Here is a 21,862-nt window from a genome sequence, read left to right as displayed (position 1 = left end):
AATTGTGGTATGGATATTATTTCTGTAAATGATATCACCAAAACTTATCGTCAGTATAAAAGATTCCCGGGGCTCCTTGGTTCCGTTAGGAGCTTATTTACACGTGAGTATATAGAAGAAACGGCAGTTCGTCATCTTAGTTTTTCCATTAAAGAAGGGGAAGCGGTAGGTTATTTGGGTCCTAATGGTGCGGGGAAATCAACAATGATTAAGATGATGACCGGAATTTTGGTGCCTACTGCTGGAGAGCTGCGAGTACTTGGCAGCGTGCCTCATCAAGCGCGTAAGGATAACTCCCGGCAAATTGGAGTGGTCTTCGGACAGCGAAGCCAACTATGGTGGGACCTTCCGGTCAAGGACTCCTTTGATCTGCACAAGTACATTTATAAGATACCTCCGATAACGTTTGAAAAGAATTTGGAATTTTGCGTTGAATTGCTAGCCATTAAGGAGTTTATTCAAAAACCAGTGAGACAATTAAGTCTAGGGCAGCGGATGCGCGTCGAAATTGCAATGGCGCTCTTACATGAACCCAAAATTCTGTTTCTTGACGAGCCTACAATTGGCCTTGATGTGATCGCCAAGGACCAAATTCGGCAGTTTTTGCGTACTGTAAATCGTGATAAAAGAGTAACCATCGTTTTAACGACACATGATATGAAAGATATAGAGGAAATATGTCCGAGAATGATTGTGGTGAATAAAGGGAGCGTCGTTTACGACGGGTCCGTTGTAGAGCTCCGCAATAGACTAGGGAATGAACGCCAAGTTGTCATTGATTTTCGAGAAGAACCAGGCTTAATAGATATGCCAGGCATAACACTGCTTCAAGAGGAAGGGTTAAGACGAACCTATTCTTTTGCAAGAAGTGATGCAAGCGTATTTGAGCTTGTGAGTCGAATTGCGGCTAAGTATCCCGTTGAGGATGCTTCAATTGAAAGTGCGGATATCGATTCTGTTATCCGTCGGCTCTATCAACAACTGGCTGAAGCGGATTTAAAACGCCAAATTGGTTAAGGTGGATTAGGAATGAGAATGTATCTTATGTTCACAATGAAAGCTTTTTCTAACCAGCTAGCTTACCGTTCGGAGGTTTGGCTCCGTTTACTGGGCAACTTTGTCACGATTCTGATCCAGGTCGAAATCTGGCGAGCCGTTATTGGAAACGGCAGCGTAGTGGGTATTAAGGCCGAACAAATGATTACATACAGCATTATCAATACGCTGCTTTTTGCCCTGTTGTTAAATGGGGTAAGCAGTAAAGTAGATGGAAGCTTAAAATCGGGAGGGATTGCCTCTGAATTAATCAAGCCGCTATCGTACCCGTTATATTTACTTTTTGACGGGCTAGGCAATTCGCTCTATCAGCTAGCCTTCACCGTTGTACCGTCTCTCCTTATAGCGGGGCTGTTTTTCGGAATACTTCCACCTGCTACATCAACCAACCTTTTCGCTTTTTTATTTGCACTGGTTTTAGCTCTTATTATTTCATTTCTTCTTGGTTATTTGATCTCTTTACTCGCGTTTTGGTTTATGAATCATTTTGCTCTTAGTTGGATGATGGGAGGCCTAATTACTATCTTCTCTGGCTCTTTTTTGCCCATTTGGTTTTTCCCCCCTACATGGGCTTCTGTAGCGAAAATGCTGCCATTTCAGTACATGGGTTATGTCCCGGCTGCCATATATTTAGGCAATATAACGAGCAGCGAGCTATGGCAGGTACTTGCCATGGGGGTAGGATGGATCGTTGGATTACTTGTCCTCGTTCAATGGCTTTGGACTAGAGCCGTGCGTCGCTTAGTTGTGCAGGGCGGATAAAGAGGAAGGCGGAAATTCATGACACTGCAGTTGTTTGGCAAGCTAGTTCGTTTATTATTAAAAGAAAGAATGGAGTATCGGGCTGATTTCATCCTTTCCGCTTTTGCTCAAATCATCGCATATGCCGGAGACTATATTATAATCTGGTTGTTTATCCAAAGGTTTAACACAATAGCTGGGTGGACTTGGCCTGAAATAGCCCTTTTGTATAGCATCGGTCTCTTTACATATGCATTAGGGGCGTCCTTTTCTTTTGTACAGATGCGTGAATTGGAAAGCCAGGTTAAACAGGGCACGTTTGATATTTTGCTTATAAAACCTGTAAATCCTTATCTATACCTAGTAAGCAGAGGCTTCAACTTAGGGTACATCGCCCATATTTTAATCTCCGGTTCTGTTTTGATTTGGGCCATCTCGAAGTTGAATATGCAATGGACGCTGAGCGAGTACATATACTTAATGCTAGTCGTTGTCAGCGGTGCTATGATTTATGCTGGAATCCTCACCATCATCGGTGCTGTTTCTTTTATATGGATTAGAACTAGTTTTATGTTCACCCTGTTCTTTAGATTAAAAGATTTTATTGCGTACCCTTTGCCGATATTCGGAACGTTTATTCAATTATTGCTTACTGCCCTTGTACCACTGGCATTTGTTAGCTTTTATCCAGCTGCATTCCTTTTATCTAATGATGCCACCCTTTTGCCACAATGGGCAATGTGGATGGTGCCAATTGTCGGTCCCCTTTGTTATTGGGCAGGCTATAGGTTCTGGATGTATGGTGCGAACAAGTATCAAGGTGCCGGCGGCTGAGTTGTTGACCATGATGACATTTGTTTTAACATATACCAAGAAACGAACAAAAGCAGTCCTTCCTTCGGAAAGGCTGCTTTTGCTCGTTCGAAGGGCCTTTTTTTTTTGAGGATTGCCGTTTCTCTATCGGATTTGCATACTCCTTATCGAAGTTTGTCATTTTGCTGTCATTGGGTAGAGTTATACTTATTTATTAGTAGGAATAAAGAACCAATCAATAGTGAAGAAGAATTATTAGGAGGACTATCGTGAAGAACAAACTAGTCAAAAAGCTTGTATCATCAGCAGTTGCAGCATGTCTATTGTTGTCGTCGTTTGGTATGGCATTTGGTGCCACAGCAGCAGCGGCAACCCCAGCCGATATTGAAGGGCATTGGGCGCAAAGCCAAGTTTCGGAGTGGATCGGCAAAGGGTTGATCACAGGCTATGAGGACGGCAGCTTTAAGCCGGAAAATCAAATTACAAGAGCTGAATTTATAACACTGGTCAATCGTGCATTCGGTTTTACTGAGCAAACGGAAATTTCGTTTAGTGATGTGCCATCTACAAACTGGGCTTATGCCGATATCGCGAAAGCGGTGAAAGCAGGCTACATTTCCGGCTATGCGGATGGAACAATCGGAGCCTTCAAGCCGATTAGCCGTCAAGAGGCTGCGGTAATTGTCATCCGTCTGCTGAAAATTAATCCGGCATCCAGCACTACAGCAGCAGCTTTCACAGATGCGAATCAGTTTGCCAGCTGGAGCAAGGATGCGATTGGCGCAGTCGTGGCTGAGGAGATTATGAAGGGCTACAGCGTGGACAATACGTTCAAGCCAGCAGCCTTTATTACTCGCGCAGAAGCGGTAGTAACGCTGAACCGGGCAATGGAGTCGCAAGCTACCGTTTATGACACGGCGGGAACTTATGGTCCAGCTACTGGAGTTGAGACGGTTAATAAAGATGTCGTTGTTAGCACAGGCGGCGTGACGCTGCAAAACATGGTCATTAATGGCGACCTGTTATTGGGCGAAGGCATCGGCAACGGTGATGCGTTTTTGAATAACGTAAAAGTAACGGGAACAGTCACCGTTCAAGGCGGCGGCGAGAACAGTATTCATTTTAACGACTCGGTGCTTATTGATATTGTTATCGACAAAAAATCAGGCACGGGAACCGTACGTATCGTGTCGGAAGGCTCAACAACCGTTGCGCTTGTTATGATTAATTCTTCTGCCATTATTCAGGAATCTGGCTCAGCAACGGGCTTTGGCAATGTAAACGTAAATGCAGCACTGCCAGCAGGCTCGAAAGTAACCCTGCAAGGCTCGTTCAACACGGTCAATGTCAGCGCTCAGCAAATTCAAGTTGACCTGCCGACAGGTACTGTTCAGCAGTTGAATGTCCAGTCAGGAGCAACAGGCTCGACAGTTAACCTTGGCCAAGCGAGCAGGATTAACACGCTTGTGCTGGATACGGTCGTGAGAATGTTAGGTCAAGGTACAATTGTACTGGCTACAATTAATACGGGAGGCGCGGGGACGACTTTTGAAAATCCACCAGCTACTCCAGCGCCAACAGCAACTACAACAACGGGATCAACTGGATCGTCAACAGCAACACCGACACCAAGCGCAACGCCGACGGCTACTGCAACGCCAGAACCAACGGCGACGCCGGAGCCAAGTGCAACGGCAACACCAGAGCCAAGCGCAACAGCAACGCCTGAACCGACAGCAACACCAGCACCACAGGCTCCAACGGCATCCGATGTTTTTATTAGCGGGACAGCGACTGTTGGGGAAACGCTAACGGGCAACTACACTTACCAAGATGCAGATGGCGACTTGGAAGAGGGGACAGCTTACGGATGGTATCGTTCGGATGATGAGAATGGATCGAACGATACGCAAATTGACGGAGCAAATGACTCAACCTATGTGCTCAGCGAGGAAGATGCGGGGTATTATATCACCTTCGAGGTTACGCCAGCGAATGCAGCAGAACCAACAATTGGAGATACTGTTAAAAGTGCAGCTACGGGCGCAGTGAAAAACGCTCCCGTTGCTCCATACGTAGAAGGAGTTCAAGTTACAGGTGTACTTGCAGTAGGCCAAACGTTAACAGGGAATTATTACTATTGGGATACCGATGGGGATGCAGAAGAGGGAACAACCTATCAGTGGTATCGCTCGGATGACTACGAACAGACCATTAATAATACGGCAATTGATGGAGCGACAAGCTTAACGTATGTGCTTGGCAGTGAAGATGCTGGCAAATACATTACTTTTGAAGTGACACCGAAAAATGCAGTGGCTCCTACAACAGGACAGGTAGCGAAAGCTGTAAGTCAAGAAAGCATAATGGGGCAGCCTGTTATTTCAGTAGACGGTTCGTATTCGAATCACTTGCCAATGATTACGATTGGCGAACTGACTGCTGGCAGCGCGGTGACGGTTTACGACACAGATGGAACAACAATTCTAGCCTCTGGCACGGCAACAACGGATACTCTGACGCTTGCACTGAATGCTTTAGCGCCGGGAACACATACGATAACCGCAAATGCAGCAGATTCATTGCGGGAAGCGAGTCTGGACTCTGAGGAACTGGAGTATGAAGTGAATGAAATTGCTATTTTGCCGCAAAATCATTTCTCATTAGGATCGAACCATGCCATTGTGCTGGACGCGATAGGCCAAGTGCTCACATGGGGTGCTAACTGGAATGCGCAAATTGGCAATGGGACGACGACAGCTTCTCCTAGCCGATTTACAGTGCCTAACTTGCCAAGTGATATTATTGCGGTACAAGCTGGCTTTGGCCATTCCCTGATTCTGACCTCGAAAGGCGACGTATGGCAATGGGGCAGGGGCTCAAACAACACACCAGTTAAAGTGAATGGGATTGATCATGCTATTGCGATTTCAGCAGAAGGCGGCACTAACTCACTTGTGTTGAAAAGTGATGGAACCGTATGGACATGGGGGGATTATACACCGCTTGTTCAAGTACCAGGCTTGGAGCATGTGCTCGAAATCCAGGCTAGATACGCTTCCTCCTACGTTTTAAAAGCTGATGGAACCGTCTGGGCTTGGGGCGACAATACAAATGGACAGCTTGGCAACGGCACGACAACAAGCAGCAATGTTCCGGTTCAAGTATCGGGACTAACTAATATCGTTTCCATGAAGATGGGTAACCAGCATGCTCTTGCTTTAAGCGTGACAGGAAGTGTATATGCTTGGGGCTTTAATCAAATGGGCCAAGTAGGCAACGGAACAAATGCCAATCAATTGGTTCCAGTTGAACTTGAGGATCTGCCGAAAATTACTTTGCTCGGTGCAGGGAATTATCAATCTTTTGCACAAGATGAAGCTGGAAATGTATATGCATGGGGCAGCAACCAAAGCGGCAAGCTAGGTTTTGGCCATACCAATAATACAAATACTCCCGGCATTGTTGGTGGCATTTCAAATGTCATCGCGATCAACGGAGGGGGCAGTAATACAACATATGCTCTAAAAGCAGATGGCAGCTTATGGGCTTGGGGTGACGGTGCCGACGGCATGCTTGGTGAAGGCGGCAGCGGTGAAAGGTACACGCCTGGAATCGTCAATAATTTGAATTTGCTGATAGCACCGTAAAAAATTAAAAAGAAGATAAAATAGCAGGCTGCCCCGTGGCAGCCTGTTTTTTTATATCCTGTGCAGGGCTGCTCTTCTGCTTCATTCTATTTTCAGCAAATGGCTTGCAGGGAGAATATGGTTCATAATCCGTTCAGAGCGATTTGATAAGATGAATTTAGTGAAAGCTTACAAGCTTTTACAGGAATATAGCCGATAGAAGAATGGAAGTAATCTGGTTTTTCGCTATTTAATGAGGAAAATACAGGGAGGCGAAGGGAATGCCCACAACAGAAAGTAATATTGGTGAGAATAGACTTACGCAGCAAAATATGGAGCGGGAATGGCTCGCTAGTCAATTAAAGTATTCGAATGTTCAGCGGGGCAAGAGGGGAAATACGATTTATTTAACGGCTGCTGATTTTACTTTGACTTCTGAATATTTAAAGGATACTAATTGCGATTATGTTATTCATGCGGATACCGTTTGCCTGTCGGGCAAGCTTGAGACAAAAGGAAAAGACATTACCATTAATGCCCGTATCATCTCCTCTGAGGGAGAGGCTGTAATCGATGCATCAGGCGAAAAACCCGCAATCAACTTTACTAAGACTGACCATGCTGAAGAAGGTACAGGGGCAACCAATCCTGGCCAGCCAGGCGGGGATGGTACAGATGGAAAATCTGGATCAAATGGCTACAATGGCGGCGCTATTACATTGGCGGCAGAGAGCTTCGAGCTGAAGGGTGAATTAAAGCTAATCGCTAACGGCGGCCAAGGCGGGCGCGGGGAGAATGGCGGAGACGGAGGCAAAGGCAAAGGCGGTAATAAGGGAGTAGACTACCAGGTTGGTATTTTCTTTGACGACGATCCAACACCAGGCACCGACGGCAGCAACGGGGGGAGAGGCGGGAATGCCGGAGCATCTGGAATTGGCGGCAACGGAGGAGATATTATCGTCGGCTACGTCATCTCCGCCAATGAGCACTACATTACGATGGAGAACGAGGCGGGCAAGGCCGGTGAGCAGGCAAAGCCGGGCATGGGAGCAGCCGGTGGAAAAGGCGGTCAAGGCGGCTGGTTTTTTGAGACTGAAACTGTGCGAATGTATATGACAACTAGCAAAAGATATTACAAAAGTAAAACGCGTAGGGCGAAAGACGGAATAGATGGAACAAACGGCAACGATGGCGAGTATAAGGCAGCTGCGGCAGACGGCAGGCCGGGACGCTGTGGAATGAAAAATGATGGAAAGTCTGCGTCTATTGATTATACCGATTTTTTTGGCAGCTTTAATGTGGTTCATCGGCCGGATGATTCCAAACTGCTCGTTTTCGATCAGCGGCTGATGGGATCTCTAGAGCAGAAAAGCCTTACGCTGCACAAAGCCAGCATTGCTTATCTGGCTTCGAGCGAGGAGCGTTTGGAAGAAGCGGCAGTTCTTCTGAGTTGGCTGCTTAAAACGATGCCGAATGCCGATTGGTTTGAAGAGCTTCGCTACGCGGTGCTGCATGAGGTATATGCTGATGAGGTGCATCGGTTTGAAGATTTCAAAAGTCACATGCTGGAGGTTTCGCTTCAGTGGTTGGCTTTGCGCAACAAAGCGGCTATTCTGATTGCCCAGCTCAGTCAAGGGCTTGATTATTTCGGACACCCATGGAACTGGGTTCCACTCATGCCGTTCGACCGCTATTTGGAGCTTGGCGGCAACTTAATAACGGCTGCTCAGCAAGCGGAGGATTTATATAAGGATTATTTAAACGTGCAGGGCAACCAAGACAGCCAGGTACGAGTCATAAAGGACGCCCTTGCTCAATCCTCGGACAAAGCAGCGGAAATGGAGAAACGCCGAGAATTGCTCGTTAAAGAGAGAAACGAGCTTAAGCATTATATCGACGAGATGCTGAAGGATGTAAACAGCAAAGGCGAGGAGCTGCAAACGAAAGCGACGGCGTTTGTCGAGGCGTTGAAAAACGAGCTGCGTGTGGAGTCGCTGAAGATAACCGTAGATATAGTTGTTACATGTGTTGCTTTGGCTACGGGTGTAGCTCCTGTAGTTGGAGCGCTCAGAGCTGGCGGTGCTTTGGCATCGGCGATTAGCAACCTGGCGACTGAGGGCAAGACGATTGTCATAGACGAAACCTTCAAGAGCGATAAGACCATTAAGAAGGAAAAGAAAGAGAAGGAGAAGGAACTGTCCAAATCGCTGGATTCGGTCAAGAAGACTGCGGCAGCCGGCCGTGCGCTGTGGGAGAAGGGCGGCGGCTTGATCGACCTGACGAAGCAGATCAACAACGCACAAGATCATTTCGGATATAATACGACCCTGATGACGATGTCGCGGGAGGAATTTGAGGAAATGCTGAAGCCGGTTTACGATAAGGTTCCCGAAAAAGCGGGGGAATACCGGAAGACATTTTATGAATTCCTTAATGTTGTCGAGGATTATCAGAATAAATCGTCAGCCTACAGTGCGTATTTCCTAGAGGACGAGAAGCTGTCGGCTGAACTGATTGAGCTTCATGCCAATGAGGATCGCTTGCGCCAAAACCTTGGTGATGGCATGGATGCAAGCTTGCCGCTGTTCCATAATTATATTTTTGAACGCTTCAGTCAGGCCAGGCTTGCCTTGATCGACTTCCTCTATCAGGAATATCAGGCATTCCGCTATATGACCTTGGGAGATGATCGCTTCCCGAAAATCAAAGACAGCCATGTCGCAGAGCTGAGCGGTATCCATGCCGATGTGGTCGTCAAGCTGAAAAATATGCTGAATGCCGCGGATAGCGCCATTCAGCCGTTTGAAAATATTAAGTTTATTTTTAAGGAGGAAACGTTCCCGGAGCAGTTTGCAGCGCTGCGCGCAGGCGACGCGGCTGTATTCTCTCTATCCCTTGACAACCTTCTCATTCGGAGCAAAATCGCCGGAAAAGCACATATGATGGTGAGTGGCTGCCGGGTTGTGCTGCCTGGAGCGCGTGAGACGGACGGGGAAGTATATGTTGATTTTATGCATTCCGGTTCTTCCACCTTTCTTGATCGGGAAGCGAGGCGCCATGATTTTATTCATAAAAGCAGCTTAGGCTTGTATCAATATGAAGTGAACCTTCAGCCCGAAGGAGAGAAGCGCAGCTTTATGGCAGGCGGCGTCGTAGGTGATGGCCGTACCCGAATTATGCCAGGACTGTTATCCGTCTGGTCTATTAAGGTTCCTACCGTTGATTTGGCGGGCATGTCAATTAACGATGGCGTTAATTTGCACAACGTCAACAGAATTGAGATGATGGTTGAAGGCAAGGCAGAGGCATACGCCTCGCAGCGGACAAATGACCGTTTGAAGGGATTTGTAGTATCCAAGCCAAATGTGGATAATGCGGGTGATTCCGAGCTGTTTGCAGCAGCTCCGGTCGAGGAGCAAGAGATTCGCTATACGGTAATCGAGCTGTAAGCGGCATTTAAAATGCATGCATGTAATAGATGACTTATAGATTGTGAAGGATTGTTGGGGGCCAGCTCACGGATGAGCTGGCCTGTTTTATTTTTTCGAAGGGCATAATGATAAAAGGGGTAATAATAGGATGGAACGCATGTGAAAAGGCAAAGGAGTGGGCTTATGTATAAGGTCAGAAACTTAGGATGGATGGTTTTGGTTGCAATCACGCTCATGATGACCGCCTGTGCAGGTGCGCCAAACACGGTTCCGAAGGCAGAAGAGACAGCTGCACCACAAGTGCAGCCGACAGTTGAACAGCTCCCAGAGCAGGAGCAGTCCCAGCAAGAGCAGGGACAGGAACAGGAGCCTGAGGAGCCAGTGGAGGGGCAGCCTCCGACAGTGCGGGAAGCGGCGGCAACCGTCATGAAGGCGATTAAGAGAGGTGATATGCAAACCGTTGCAGCTTGGGTACATGCAAAGAAGGGAGTTCGCTTTTCACCCTATGCTTACGTTGACGTAGAATCAGACCTTACCTTTAAGCAAGATACGCTAAACGGTTTAATGGAAGATTCCAAAACATACGTATGGGGGACGTCTGCTGGATCAGGTGAGCCGATTCAATTGACCTATGCCGATTATTATAAACAATTTGTTTATGATGCGGATTTTGTAAAGGATGGCACAATCTCGCTAAACGAAGTTCAGGGGAAAAGCACAACGACCAATAATCTGAACGAAGTGTATCCGAAGGAAAGCTATGACTTCGTGGAATATTATATTGACGGTATTGATCCGGCAGTTGAGGGGATGGACTGGCGCAGCCTGCGTCTCGTGTTCGAGAAAATAGGGGATGATCGCGCACTTGTTGGCATTATTCACGATCAATGGACGCCGTAAGAAAGAGCTGCGGCAGATCGTGGAAGTGCATAATCATAACGGGCTGTGCAGCCTCTACTTTGTTTGGTTTGTCCTCTTTAAGGGGAATAATATTGCAGCAACGGCATGCAGTGTGTAATTTCACTAACTAGTTAGAACGAAGAGAGCTGCCTGCAAGGTTATGATCCAAACTTGGAAGGAGTGCTTCACATGTCAAAATTAACGGTTGGATCTGAAAATAATGCTCCGATTGAGCTTTTTTATGAGGATCGGGGTACTGGAAAACCGGTGGTGCTCATTCACGGTTGGCCGCTGAGCGGACGTTCGTGGGAGTATCAGGTGCCAGCGCTGATCGACGCTGGCTATCGTGTCATTACCTATGACCGCCGCGGATTTGGACAATCCTCTCAGCCATGGGAAGGCTACGACTATGACACCTTTGCTGCAGATTTGCATAAGCTGCTTGAACATCTTGACCTGAAAGCGGCTGTACTCGTGGGGTTCTCAATGGGCGGAGGCGAGGTTGCCCGCTACATGGGCACTTATGGAACGGATCGGATTCAAAAAGTCGTCTTGGCGGCAGCTGTCCCGCCATACCTATATAAAACCGAGGGTAATCCAGAGGGCGGTGTCGACGATGCCCTGATCAAAGAGTTTGAGGACGGGGTAAAGCAAGACCGCCTGGCCTTCCTCGATGGATTTACTAAAAACTTTTTCGCCGCTGGGGACAAGTCGGATTTGGTAAGTGAGCCAGCGCGATTGTACAACCGTGATATTGCCGCTTTTGCCTCCCCGAAGGGGACGCTAGATTGCATCAAAGCGTTTGGACTCACCGATTTCCGTGATGATTTAGCAAAAATAAATGTGCCGACGCTCATTATTCACGGCGATTCGGATGCTATTGTGCCATTTGAAGTCAGCGGAAAACGTTCGCACGAAGCCATTGCAGGCAGCCGGCTTGCTTTAATTAAAGGCGGCCCGCATGGCGTGAATGCGACACATCCCGAAGCCTTCAATAAAGCTTTGATTGCTTTTCTGAACGAGTAAGAATAACAATAACAATAAGAATTAGGATACGGTCTAGCACATAAAAACCACTGAAAACCAACCGGCCCGAATAAGAGCTCGCTCTAGGCAGGTTGGTTTTCAGCGGTTTTTTATATGAAGGCTAGGTTATGTAAATAAAGCGAATTTGGTGCGGACTGAGATTCCGCTATTCTTGCTTTTGATACGATTTTAGGCCGTAAGCAGACAGGAAATCCGTTATAGCCCTCCTCATCCCGGCAAAATGGTCATTTGCAGCACATTAGCAGCGCCTGAGTCCGCAGCCTGCTGCATAACCCGTGATTCTATTGATATAGGGTCTGCTGTGTCCGCCAAATTGATTTTTGTACAGGGAGCAGACCTATGAAACGAGAAGCATACAACGAAAAGCAGGAAGCTGCCTTACTTCAAGTTTTCATGTGCTAGAGTGAATGGTATAATTTAGCTATAATGTGGATGAAGAGGATGGTGTGATCAAGATGAAAGCCTTGAAGGAGATTGGCAGCTGGGTAAGCACTTTCGGCATAGCAGTTGTACTTTCATTAATTATTGGCGTATTTGTTATTCAGCCTTATAAGGTTGATGGTCATTCTATGGACCCAACCTTGCAGGATAAGGAGCGAATTTACGTATCGAAAATCTCACATACGTTGTCCAAGCTTCCGGAATATGGCGATGTGGTCGTGATCGACAGCCGTGTGAGCAGAGAGCGGCATTTGACGGATGATCTATTGGAGCATCCGCTGCTTCAGCTTTTTATGAAAAATAAAACGAATGACAACGCTGTGTTTTATGTGAAAAGGGTGCTTGGCAAACCCGGCGATGTGCTGGAGTTTAAGGAGCATAAAACCTATCGCAATGGCGTGGCGCTGGATGAGCCTTATCTGAATGAAACGATGAATTTTGTTTCAGATAAACAATGGACTGTTCCTGAGGGGCATATTTTCGTCATGGGCGATAATCGCAATCATAGCAGTGACAGCAGGGAAATTGGATATATTCCGCTTAATCATGTGATGGGAGTTAAAAAGTTTCCTTAATTTTTTGTTTAAATCCTCTTCCTATTCGTGTAGCATCCATAACATAACTCTAAGGGCCCTCAAAGTGAGGGTTCTTTGCGATCTCCAAGACTTTGTCATTTTCCTGTCATTGGCATGGACTATACTAGAGCTAATGGGCATTTATCAAAATGATAAGGAATGAGGGAAAGCAATGAAAAAAGGTTCAATCATGAAATTAGGTTTGATTTTAACTTTGACTCTCAGTTTGTTAAGCGGTTGTATCACTTCGTCCAGCTCCATAACGGTCTCCTATAGTAATGGGCTGCCAGATACCTCGGAGCATGTATTTATACGTTATTCCGATGGAACGGTCACACAGGTACCGGATGTTAACGTAGGAACAACATCTGTAACTGTAAATACCTATGCCAATAAAACCATGATGGGTGGTTATGTGACTGATGGTCAGGTTAGCTGGATTCCCACTCGTTCATATGGTAGCCAATCCATTACGTTATCAAACATTAGTACGTATAAACCGACAGAGGCCGTCGATTATATGACTCTGGCTGAGCCCCTGCATGCGGACGTCAATTTTCCGGATTATACAAGCGTCACTTTTTCTGTTTATGATGCGAATGATACGCTTGTGACGGGACGGACAGAAATATTTATTCAGACAAGCAATCCGAACTTCATTTTTGTTGATATGGATACTGATCGTGCCTCAAGCGATACAACAACTGGAGGGATGTCCTCTAATACGACTAACGGACTTGTGAAGTTTTTAATTAAAAATAACAATGTTAATGTTCCTGTGAATTCGGCACAATTAGCGGTATACTCGGGTCCGAAATTGATTACGGACAACTTTTTTCATGTCGTAACAGATATTCAGGTGAGTGGGTCTGGCGGTATCGATTCAGTCGATGTGGGTCAGTCTTTAGCGATAAATGCAGCAGTGCTTCCAGTCGATGCGGCTAATCCAGCGGTTGTCTGGTCTGTTGAGGACGGCACAGGCTCAGCGACGATTGATGCAAACGGGCTGTTGACGGCCGTATCGGCTGGAACAGTTACAGCGATAGCAACTGCCGTGGACGGTACAGGTATTGTAGGAAGCATGGACGTAACGATAAATGTGCCTGCAACACCGACACCGACATCGACGCCAACACCGACGCCGACACCGACACCGACACCAGAACCGACGCCAACAGCGACGCCTGTTCTAGTCTCGACTATAGCTTTGACGGGGGAAGCCGTTGTTCAGACTGGCGGAAGCATTCAATTGGCGGCAGAAATTGCGCCTGTGGATGCAGCGGACAAATCGATCGTTTGGTCGGTTGAAAATGGTACAGGCACCGCATCCATTAACGCCAGCGGCTTATTGACGGGCGTATCCGCAGGTACGGTTACTGCGAAAGCAACAGCGGCCGATGGCTCGGCTGTATATGGCTCGCATGCGGTTGTTATTCAAGCACCATCGAGCGGCGGAAGTAGTGGAGGCGGCTCTTCGACTACACCTGTAGCGACAGCAACTCCTACAGCCACGCCAGTGCCGACACCGGTGCCAGCATCTCAACTAGAGTTTAACGATAAAGTCGTCAAAATTGATGAAGTTATCACGGGCCTTGCGAAGCAAGTAGAGGAAGTTAAAGCTAATCCAACAACCGTCCAGTTTACGGATACCGGCTCCCACTGGGCGAATAAGACGGTTGACGTCTTTGTTAAGCTCGGTATCGTTAATGGATATGAGAACAATGCCTTCCGTCCGAATGCAAGCATTACCCGGGCTGAATTTGCGACTATCATTTCCAAAGTATTTGGCATAAATGGGCCTACCTCAGGCAGCAGCGAGCTAAACGATGTTTCGGGCCACTGGGCGGAAGCAGCAATTGGAAGCCTGCAAGCATCAGGCGTGATTTCGGGCAACAAGGACGGCACATTTAAGCCGAATCAGGAAATTAGCCGCGCCGAAATTATCGCAATCCTTGCTAAAATTATTGACCTTGATCGTGTGAATGCAGCAAATGCGCCTGCTTTCACCGACATTAATCAAGTGTGGAATAAGGAGCAAATTGAGAAAGCCGCGGCAGCTGGAATCGTCAGCGGAGCTGGCAACGGAACGTTCCTGCCGAATAATCAAGCGTCCCGCGCGGAAGCTTTGACGATGGTGCTGCATGTATTGCAATTGAATCCCGAGCTTAAAGCGCTTCTGGAAACCTTGTAGTCTAATTATTAAAAAAGAAACCAAGCAGCGCGTGCCGATCCTAGATCAGCACGCGTTGTTTGCGTGCGTAATAAGTAGGCGCAGCGATTTTTCTGTTGACCAAAGCTCTAGTTTCACTATATATTTGTAATACAGAACTTTAATTCTTATTACTAATATTTTAAGGAGGGTTATTATGAACCCCGCTTATCATTATGACGTTCACCTGCCGGAGCATGCGAGTGCAGGCCAAACATACCCTGTTATTTTCACCCTTCATGGGAAAGGTTCGAATGAGGCAAACATGCATGGACTTGTAGCACCTTTGGCGAACCAGTTCATCATCATTAATATCCGAGGCGATCTTAGGCTGGGTGCCGGATACCAATATTATGAGCTGAAGAGCCTAGGTAACCCGATTCGGGACATTTTTGACCGGGCGGTGCAGCAGCTTGAAGCATTTATTGAGTATGCGACGGAAAAATACCCGATAGATGCGAGCCAGCGTTATTTGCTGGGCTTTAGCCAAGGAGCGATTTTATCGATGACGCTTGCGCTTACGATGGGTAACAGGTTGAAAGGTATTGTTGCGCTGAACGGCTATGTACCTGAGTTCGTCAAAACCGAATATGTGCTGCAATCGCTGACAGACGTCTCGGTTTTTGTGTCGCATGGGGAATTTGATTCCGTGTTTCCGATTCGGATTGGGCACGAAACAGCAGGTTATTTTCAATCGGTGACGCCGCATTTGACCTTTAAAACGTATCCGACCGACCATGGCGTATCGGAACAAAATCAGCTGGATTTTCTAGGCTGGCTAACTAACGATAAGGGGGAACAAACACAATGATGCCTGCCTATTTTTTCGCTCATGGCGCACCGTCCATTGTATTAGAGAATAATGGCTATACGGCTTTGTTGAAAAGCTTTAAGGAGCAGACGCCAAAGCCAAAAGCAATAGTTCTTTTCTCTGCCCATTGGGAGCAGGCGGTACAGACAGTTGGCGCTGCCCCAGTGTACAGCACGATTTATGACTTTTCTGGCTTTCAGGATGAGCTGTATCAAATAACGTATCCGGCAGAAGGCAAGCGCCAGCTCAGCGAGGATATTCAAGCCTTGTTCGCTGAGCATGGCATTCCAAGTGTGCTGGATGAGGAAAGAGGGCTTGATCACGGCGCTTGGGCTGTACTTAAGCTTCTTTATCCGGATGCGGATATTCCCGTCATTGCGCTTTCGGTCAACCGCCATTTAAACAATGAGCAGCAATACGAAATCGGCAAGGCATTAGCTGCACTTAGAGAGCAGGATGTGCTCTTAATTGGAAGTGGCGGCACCGTCCACAATCTCAGAAGGCTGAATTGGCAGTCGGAGGGGATTGACGAATGGGCAGAATCATTCGATAATTGGCTGCAGAGCAAGCTTGAGGCATGGGATCTCCCGGCGCTTTTCAACTATAGGGAACAGGCTCCCTTTGCGCAGGAGGCTGTGCCGACGAATGAGCATTTTATCCCGCTCCTGCTGGCTATGGGTTCGGGCGACAAGTTGCGTCAAGCATCCCTGATTCACCGCAGCTACCAGTTCGGCAATTTAAGCTTAAGCTGTTGGAAGTTTAACTAGTAAGCAGAAGCAGAAGAGAAGGCGAAGGTCATGACGGTTGGGACAAAGGCAGTGATCGACAGAGCGGTTGTTTTCGCTCTCGCTGCCGTTTTTATTTTTCATCAGCTTACACACTTTGAGCCGCTAGTTTATGTGCTGGGCGGACTTTCCTTTTTGGCGGTGCTCCTGCTGCTGCCTAAGCTTAAGGGAGTGGCCCTGTGGCTTACTCTCTTTTTTATGACTGGCGGAATTGCTCTAATGCTGGTGCAGCATCAGGCTGCCGCCTATTGGTTTAAAGCCGCGAGCATGAATGCGACGTTGGTGACCTTATTCGTATTTGCCCCCTTGTTCGGTATTCCAGTAAAGCTGCCCGGTTATGTCGCAGCGCTGAAAAGCTTCTACGAAACGCGCATGCGCAGCCATACAGCACTGTTCATCGGCACACAGCTTATGACGCATATAATGGGCGGGTTTATTAACGTCGGATCTATTCCCGTCGTCTATCACTTGGTGTTCGTTAAGCCGCGTTCAGGGCGCTTATCCGGGCTGCTGGCGAATGCCTTAAATCGCGGCTTTGGAGGCGCGATTTGCTGGTCGCCCTATTTTGCCGCAATGGCGCTAGTTACCTCGGCGCTCCGGCTCAATTGGTCAGCGCTCCTGCCCTATTTAATTGGGCTGTCGCTGATCAGCCTGCTGGTAAGTGTGGTTGTTGATTTCAAGCGGCTGCGAGCGAAGGATGAGGTAAGCGAGCTTGTGGCTGCGGAAGCAGGAGAGTGGAGCAAGGAAGCCACGGAAGCGGTCGAGAGTCAGAATGGACAGAGCAGCGAGAAGGATAACGGCAGACGGGCTTCCTTTCCGATTGGGCTCGGTATCTATTTGCTGATGGCGACGGCGGCAATCCTTCTGCTGGAGCAGCTGATTGATCTTCCGATGGTGCTGATTACCTGCATGGCGGCGGTCGTTTTTCCGCTGCTCTGGTGCCTTGCGAAAGGCGCTCTGCCGACATTCCGGCAGGGACTGAAGAATCATTTAACCGTCACACTGCCCGCTTTGCAAAAGGAGATTACGCTGTTTTTAGCCGCCGGCTTTTTCAGCGGATCGATCAGCGCTACAGGCTTTGGGAATGTGATTCCCTCCCTGCTTGGGCATATCCCGCTCCTGATTGCATTATCGTTCTCGATTTTCACAATCGTTCTGATTGCTTCAACCTCGTTAATTGGCCTTCATCCGATTGTATTAGTGACGATTCTCGCCAATAGTATCGATCCGGCCGCAGTACAGATTAGCCCGATTTATTTCGCCGTATTGCTGCTGGGAAGCTGGGGGCTGTCCAATCCGATTTCTCCCGCTTCAGCGGTGAACAATTTGCTGGCGGGGCTTTTCAATAAGTCGGTATTCGAGCTGGCGAGGCCGAATTATATATTTGCCGCTGTTATGGGATTGGCGCTGCTACTGTATTTAATGATGATTTGAATGAAATAAGGCATGATACAATTTTTGAAGGAATAGCCTAGCGGAGCTGCTACTCCTTCAAAATCAACCCAAACAGCGCCACAAACACATAAGCCTGCTCCCGAGAAATAGTGCAATCCTTCAAATCCTCGGGGGCTACGGCAATCCCATTGAATTCGCAGGTGCTCAAATCAAGGCCAGCCAGCTTCGTATTTGAAAATTGGGCCTGGTCAATTTGGCATTGGGAAAGCTCAAGTTTTTGCAGCTTTGCAAAGCTGAAATCGCTTTTGCCCATCGAGCTATCCTGAAGCGATACCTGCTTCATATCGGACATTCTAAAATTGGCGTAATCGGCCAAATTATCCTTCCAGACCATGTTTCGCAGCGTAGCGCCAGTCAAATTGATGCCGATCATTTTGCAATTTTTGAACACGGTCCGGTGGATAATGGCATCGCTAAAGTCGGCATTCGACAAATCGCATTTGTCGAAAATCACATCCGTCAGCTCGACCTCGTTCAGCGCAGTCTCGGTAAAAGTGACATTTTTGAAAATAATTTTGTCGAAAATCACCTTGCGAGCCTGCTGCCCATCCCATACGCAATCCTGGATAATGCCCATTTCAAAAAAAGCATGAGATTGCAGCTCAGTCTGCTCCAGCACAGGCAGTTCAGCCGGCAGGATTGGTGCCTCAATCGCCATCGCTTTCTTCTTTTTACTCATACGATCATCTCCTAAACGTCTTCCAGCTGGTTTGTCCATATTCAACCTTTAAATATTCAATGGTGTCGAGTATAAAATATTGCGATAATCACTCGGCGTCATGCCCTCATAATGCTTGAAGGTTCGCAGAAACAGCTTATAATCGGAAAAACCGCATTCTCCAGCAATTTCCTTTACGCTCAAATTTGTGTTCAGAAGCTTCAGCTTCGCCCTGCTGATGCGCTGCGTCAAAATATAAGCTTTAATGCCCATCCCTTTCTCCCGCTTTACAACCTTCGAGATATAATCCTTATTAAAGTTGAACACCTCTGCAATTTTACGGACATTAATGTCCAGATGCAAATGGGCATCAATCCATTTGCAAATGTTATCGACGATGGCGTGTGGGGCATGATTTTGCTGGTCAATCGTCCGCGTAAGCTCATTCAATAATAACAATAACGCGGCATTTGCCTCCTCAGCCGAAAAAGAAGAAACATGCAGCAGCTGCTTAAACAGCTGATTAATCGTCGAAGGCCCTTCAATGGGCACATGGGTTGGATAGCTCCGATATTGCTCCACCATCGTACCGTAATGCACCCAATAAAAGCTGACGGGCGATTCGCTTTTCCGGTACCCATAATGCGTCAAGCCCTGTCTTAGAAGCAGCATATCTCCCGGGCGGACGACATACTCCCTGTCTTCCTCGGCGATGTACATTTCGCCCTCCAGCATCATAATAACCTCATCATGCAGTGTATTTCGTCTTATGTGCGACCAGTTGCCTTCGGATATGAATTTACCGCATAGGTAGTGACTCAGCTTTTCACTCATATAGACTGATTTATCCACCTTTTCTTTGATTATGAGCCTGATTATTTCGATTTTTATTTGATAAGATACTACCATGAATGATTCGTAAAGAATAGCAAATAGCTGATTTTAGGTCTAGGGAGGACTCGCGAATATGACAAAAATAAATCAAGGCTTCGTCAGCCAAAGCGACGTATTGCTGCTTGACGGACTTTTTAAAACGTCACAAGAGGTTGGTGAGCGTTACCTGCACGCGCTTGATATCGACCGCTTCCTCGCCCCATGTTATGAGGCGCATGGTTTGACGCCCAAGCAGCCGCGGTACGAAGGCTGGGAATCCAGAACGATCAGCGGGCATTCGCTCGGGCATTATATGTCGGCACTAGCCGTCACCTATCAGGCAACAGGGCACGAGGAGCTAAAAGAGAAGCTGGATTATGCCGTATCGGAGCTTGCAGGCATTCAAGCAGCAAACGGAAGCGGATATGTTGGAGGCTTGGTCGAAACGCCATTTATCGAAGCCTTTAAAGGAACGGATATTGGCGGTTTCAGTATGAATGGCTATTGGGTACCATGGTATAGCGTGCATAAAATTTATCAGGGTTTAATCGACGCTTACACAATGACGGGAAATGAGGAGGCTTTGCGCGTTGTCAAAGCCTTTGCCGATTGGGCGGTTGATGGACTGTCGAAATTATCGGAGGAGCAAACCCAGCATATGCTGGAATGCGAGCATGGCGGCATGAATGAAGTATTTGCACAGCTGTATGGTCTCACAGGACAAACCGTTTATCTGGAAGCAGCGATTCAATTTACGCATAAAGCCATTATTTCGCCGCTGGAGCAGGAGCGGGACGAGCTGCAGGGCAGGCATGCCAATACGCAAATTCCGAAGGTCATCGGTGTGGCTGAAATTTATGAACAGAACAAGAAGTATACCAGCTATCGCACAGCAGCCGAGTTTTTCTGGCATACGGTGGCTGGCAGGCGCTCTTATGTTTTTGGCGGGAGCAGTCTCTCGGAGCATTATGAAGCGATGGATATGGAAAGCTTGGGCATTAAATCGGCGGAGTCCTGCTGTACGCATAATATGCTGGAGCTGACCCAATATTTATTTGGCTGGGAGCAAGACAGCGCGTATATGGATTATTATGAAAATGCCTTGTACAATCACATCCTCGGCGCGCAGGACCCGGATAACGGCAATAAAACCTATTTTGCCTCGACGCTGCCGGGCCATTTCAAAATTTACGGCACCCACGATTCCGCTTGGTGGTGCTGTACGGGAACGGGCATGGAAAACCCGGGGAAATATGCCGAGGCGATTTATTTTGAAAATCAGGATGATCTGTATGTGAACTTATATATCGCCTCCGAGCTGGAATGGAAAGCCAAAGAGCTAGTCATCAGGCAGGAAACAAGCTTTCCGTATTCGGACACGGTGAAGCTTGTTATTGCTGAGGGAACGGCAGAGGCTAATCTTAAGCTGCGCGTGCCATCCTGGCTTTCGGGTGAGATGGTAGCGGTCGTCAACGGTGAGCACAAATATGTTGAAAATCAAGCCGGCTACTTGACCATCAGTGGCACATGGAGCAAGGGGGACCAAATCATTCTCACGCTGCCGATGGCACTGAGAAAGTACACCGCCAAGGATAGCACAAGCAAGATCGCCTTTCTTTATGGACCAATCGTGCTTGCGGGCAAGTTTGGCAATGAGGGTCTTCCAGAGGATACAATCGTGGATGAGACGGCGTTAAGCACGAAGACGGCGGATGTGCCTGTGCTATGGACGGAAAGTGAAAATTTATCCGATTTCATCACCCTGCGGGACGCTGCAACGCTAACGTTTGATATAGCGAAAGAAGTGACCTCCGATGGAAAAGGGGCTACGCTTATTCCTTTCTACGCCTTGCATCATGAGTTTTATACGCTGTATTGGAATTTGAATGACGAGGGCGATGCGTTCGAGAAGAAGCTGAATGAGGTGACCATCGATAGTGTAGAGCCGGACGGTCAGCAGGATGAGATCGGGCATCAGCTTCAAGGCAACTGCTTGACGAGTGCCTATAATGGATCATTCACGGATAATCAGAACAAACTGCACATGTGGAGAGAAGCGTTTGGCGTGAGCGATGCATACTTCAGCTACCGCCTCGCCGTTGATGGCGCGAACAAAAATCATCTTTGCGTAGCTTATTGGGGTGGCGATTATTTCCGATTCGAGCATGAAGGCAAGTCGTATAATCGCGAGTTTGAGGTGCTGGTCGATGATGAGATCGTCGGAGAGCAGACGATCCATTGCAACAAAATCGGCCATATTTTTTATGTAACCTATGAAATAGCAGAGGCACTTACAAGAGAGAAGAACAGTGTCATTGTTACGTTTAAAGCAAAGTCGCCTGTGAGCTGTGCGGGCCGCGTTGCGGGAGTTAGAACGACAAGTGCGGTAGTCAGCTCGTAAGGCTGCGGTACAAAAGCAAGTCAAGCAACCGGCGCCA

At 47.6% G+C, this 21,862-nt stretch carries 15 protein-coding genes; 13 read left to right on the top strand and 2 right to left on the bottom strand.

What is annotated here, in order from left to right; translation table 11 throughout:
• Positions 1-9 precede the first annotated feature (9 nt).
• The 12 genes from AC50YG_RS18885 (at position 10) to AC50YG_RS18830 (ending at position 17,872) form a co-directional block, all read left to right on the top strand.
• Positions 10-1,017, top strand: coding sequence for an ABC transporter ATP-binding protein (locus tag AC50YG_RS18885; RefSeq protein ID WP_494828602.1), 1,008 nt, complete (start codon positions 10-12; stop codon positions 1,015-1,017).
• A gap of 12 nt (positions 1,018-1,029) precedes the next feature.
• Positions 1,030-1,818, top strand: a complete 789-nt coding sequence (locus AC50YG_RS18880) for an ABC transporter permease (RefSeq protein ID WP_494828600.1) — start codon at positions 1,030-1,032, stop codon at positions 1,816-1,818.
• A gap of 18 nt (positions 1,819-1,836) precedes the next feature.
• On the top strand, positions 1,837-2,631 hold the full coding sequence (locus AC50YG_RS18875) for an ABC transporter permease (RefSeq protein ID WP_494828598.1): 795 nt from the start codon (positions 1,837-1,839) through the stop codon (positions 2,629-2,631).
• A 248-nt stretch (positions 2,632-2,879) separates the two neighbouring features.
• Positions 2,880-6,260, top strand: coding sequence for an RCC1 domain-containing protein (locus AC50YG_RS18870; protein WP_494828596.1), 3,381 nt, complete (start codon positions 2,880-2,882; stop codon positions 6,258-6,260).
• 260 nt (positions 6,261-6,520) lie between these two features.
• Entirely contained in the window at positions 6,521-9,688 is a 3,168-nt protein-coding gene (locus AC50YG_RS18865) for a hypothetical protein (protein ID WP_494828595.1), read from the top strand.
• A gap of 165 nt (positions 9,689-9,853) precedes the next feature.
• Complete coding sequence (locus AC50YG_RS18860; protein ID WP_494828593.1) at positions 9,854-10,570, top strand: hypothetical protein; 717 nt, start codon at positions 9,854-9,856, stop codon at positions 10,568-10,570.
• A 189-nt stretch (positions 10,571-10,759) separates the two neighbouring features.
• Positions 10,760-11,596 carry an alpha/beta fold hydrolase gene (locus AC50YG_RS18855; RefSeq protein WP_494828591.1) on the top strand — a complete coding sequence of 279 codons (837 nt, stop codon included), beginning with the start codon at positions 10,760-10,762 and terminating at the stop codon, positions 11,594-11,596.
• A gap of 476 nt (positions 11,597-12,072) precedes the next feature.
• The gene (gene lepB / locus AC50YG_RS18850; RefSeq protein ID WP_473756109.1) at positions 12,073-12,633 is read left to right on the top strand and encodes a signal peptidase I; all 561 of its coding nucleotides are present in this window, start codon (positions 12,073-12,075) and stop codon (positions 12,631-12,633) included.
• A gap of 172 nt (positions 12,634-12,805) precedes the next feature.
• Positions 12,806-14,824 carry an S-layer homology domain-containing protein gene (locus tag AC50YG_RS18845; protein WP_494828589.1) on the top strand — a complete coding sequence of 673 codons (2,019 nt, stop codon included), beginning with the start codon at positions 12,806-12,808 and terminating at the stop codon, positions 14,822-14,824.
• A gap of 175 nt (positions 14,825-14,999) precedes the next feature.
• The gene (locus AC50YG_RS18840; protein ID WP_494828587.1) at positions 15,000-15,653 is read left to right on the top strand and encodes an alpha/beta hydrolase; all 654 of its coding nucleotides are present in this window, start codon (positions 15,000-15,002) and stop codon (positions 15,651-15,653) included.
• Positions 15,650-16,420 (top strand): DODA-type extradiol aromatic ring-opening family dioxygenase, encoded by a 771-nt coding sequence (locus tag AC50YG_RS18835; protein ID WP_494828585.1) that lies wholly within the window; start codon positions 15,650-15,652, stop codon positions 16,418-16,420. The genes AC50YG_RS18840 and AC50YG_RS18835 overlap by 4 nt, the downstream gene beginning before the upstream one ends.
• A 30-nt stretch (positions 16,421-16,450) precedes the next feature.
• Positions 16,451-17,872, top strand: a complete 1,422-nt coding sequence (locus AC50YG_RS18830) for a hypothetical protein (RefSeq protein ID WP_494828583.1) — start codon at positions 16,451-16,453, stop codon at positions 17,870-17,872.
• Positions 17,873-17,921: 49 nt separating this feature from the next.
• Here the strand turns inward: AC50YG_RS18830 and AC50YG_RS18825 are convergent, their stop codons facing one another.
• Positions 17,922-18,572 (bottom strand): pentapeptide repeat-containing protein, encoded by a 651-nt coding sequence (locus tag AC50YG_RS18825; RefSeq protein ID WP_494828581.1) that lies wholly within the window; start codon positions 18,570-18,572, stop codon positions 17,922-17,924.
• A gap of 48 nt (positions 18,573-18,620) precedes the next feature.
• Positions 18,621-19,385, bottom strand: a complete 765-nt coding sequence (locus AC50YG_RS18820; RefSeq protein ID WP_494828579.1) for a helix-turn-helix transcriptional regulator — start codon at positions 19,383-19,385, stop codon at positions 18,621-18,623.
• A 133-nt stretch (positions 19,386-19,518) separates the two neighbouring features.
• On the opposite strand from AC50YG_RS18820, the gene AC50YG_RS18815 reads away from it, so the two are divergent.
• On the top strand, positions 19,519-21,825 hold the full coding sequence (locus AC50YG_RS18815; protein WP_494828577.1) for a beta-L-arabinofuranosidase domain-containing protein: 2,307 nt from the start codon (positions 19,519-19,521) through the stop codon (positions 21,823-21,825).
• Positions 21,826-21,862: the final 37 nt, after the last annotated feature.

It is taken from the genome of Paenibacillus sp. J31R34, assembly GCF_059383715.1.
Note: the sequence above shows the minus strand (reverse complement) of the source record. Positions and strands in the feature narration are given on the sequence as shown.

Excerpts from the sequence above, each read along its gene's own strand:
- AC50YG_RS18885 (WP_494828602.1), top strand. The coding sequence starts at position 10 with ATGGATATTATTTCTGTAAATGATATCACCAAAACTTATCGTCAGTAT.
- AC50YG_RS18860 (WP_494828593.1), top strand. The coding sequence starts at position 9,854 with ATGTATAAGGTCAGAAACTTAGGATGGATGGTTTTGGTTGCAATCACG.
- lepB (WP_473756109.1), top strand. The coding sequence starts at position 12,073 with ATGAAAGCCTTGAAGGAGATTGGCAGCTGGGTAAGCACTTTCGGCATA.
- AC50YG_RS18880 (WP_494828600.1), top strand. The coding sequence starts at position 1,030 with ATGAGAATGTATCTTATGTTCACAATGAAAGCTTTTTCTAACCAGCTA.
- AC50YG_RS18835 (WP_494828585.1), top strand. The coding sequence starts at position 15,650 with ATGATGCCTGCCTATTTTTTCGCTCATGGCGCACCGTCCATTGTATTA.
- AC50YG_RS18875 (WP_494828598.1), top strand. The coding sequence starts at position 1,837 with ATGACACTGCAGTTGTTTGGCAAGCTAGTTCGTTTATTATTAAAAGAA.
- AC50YG_RS18830 (WP_494828583.1), top strand. The coding sequence starts at position 16,451 with ATGACGGTTGGGACAAAGGCAGTGATCGACAGAGCGGTTGTTTTCGCT.
- AC50YG_RS18815 (WP_494828577.1), top strand. The coding sequence starts at position 19,519 with ATGACAAAAATAAATCAAGGCTTCGTCAGCCAAAGCGACGTATTGCTG.
- AC50YG_RS18845 (WP_494828589.1), top strand. The coding sequence starts at position 12,806 with ATGAAAAAAGGTTCAATCATGAAATTAGGTTTGATTTTAACTTTGACT.
- AC50YG_RS18820 (WP_494828579.1), bottom strand. The coding sequence starts at position 19,385 with ATGAGTGAAAAGCTGAGTCACTACCTATGCGGTAAATTCATATCCGAA.
- AC50YG_RS18855 (WP_494828591.1), top strand. The coding sequence starts at position 10,760 with ATGTCAAAATTAACGGTTGGATCTGAAAATAATGCTCCGATTGAGCTT.
- AC50YG_RS18825 (WP_494828581.1), bottom strand. The coding sequence starts at position 18,572 with ATGAGTAAAAAGAAGAAAGCGATGGCGATTGAGGCACCAATCCTGCCG.
- AC50YG_RS18865 (WP_494828595.1), top strand. The coding sequence starts at position 6,521 with ATGCCCACAACAGAAAGTAATATTGGTGAGAATAGACTTACGCAGCAA.
- AC50YG_RS18840 (WP_494828587.1), top strand. The coding sequence starts at position 15,000 with ATGAACCCCGCTTATCATTATGACGTTCACCTGCCGGAGCATGCGAGT.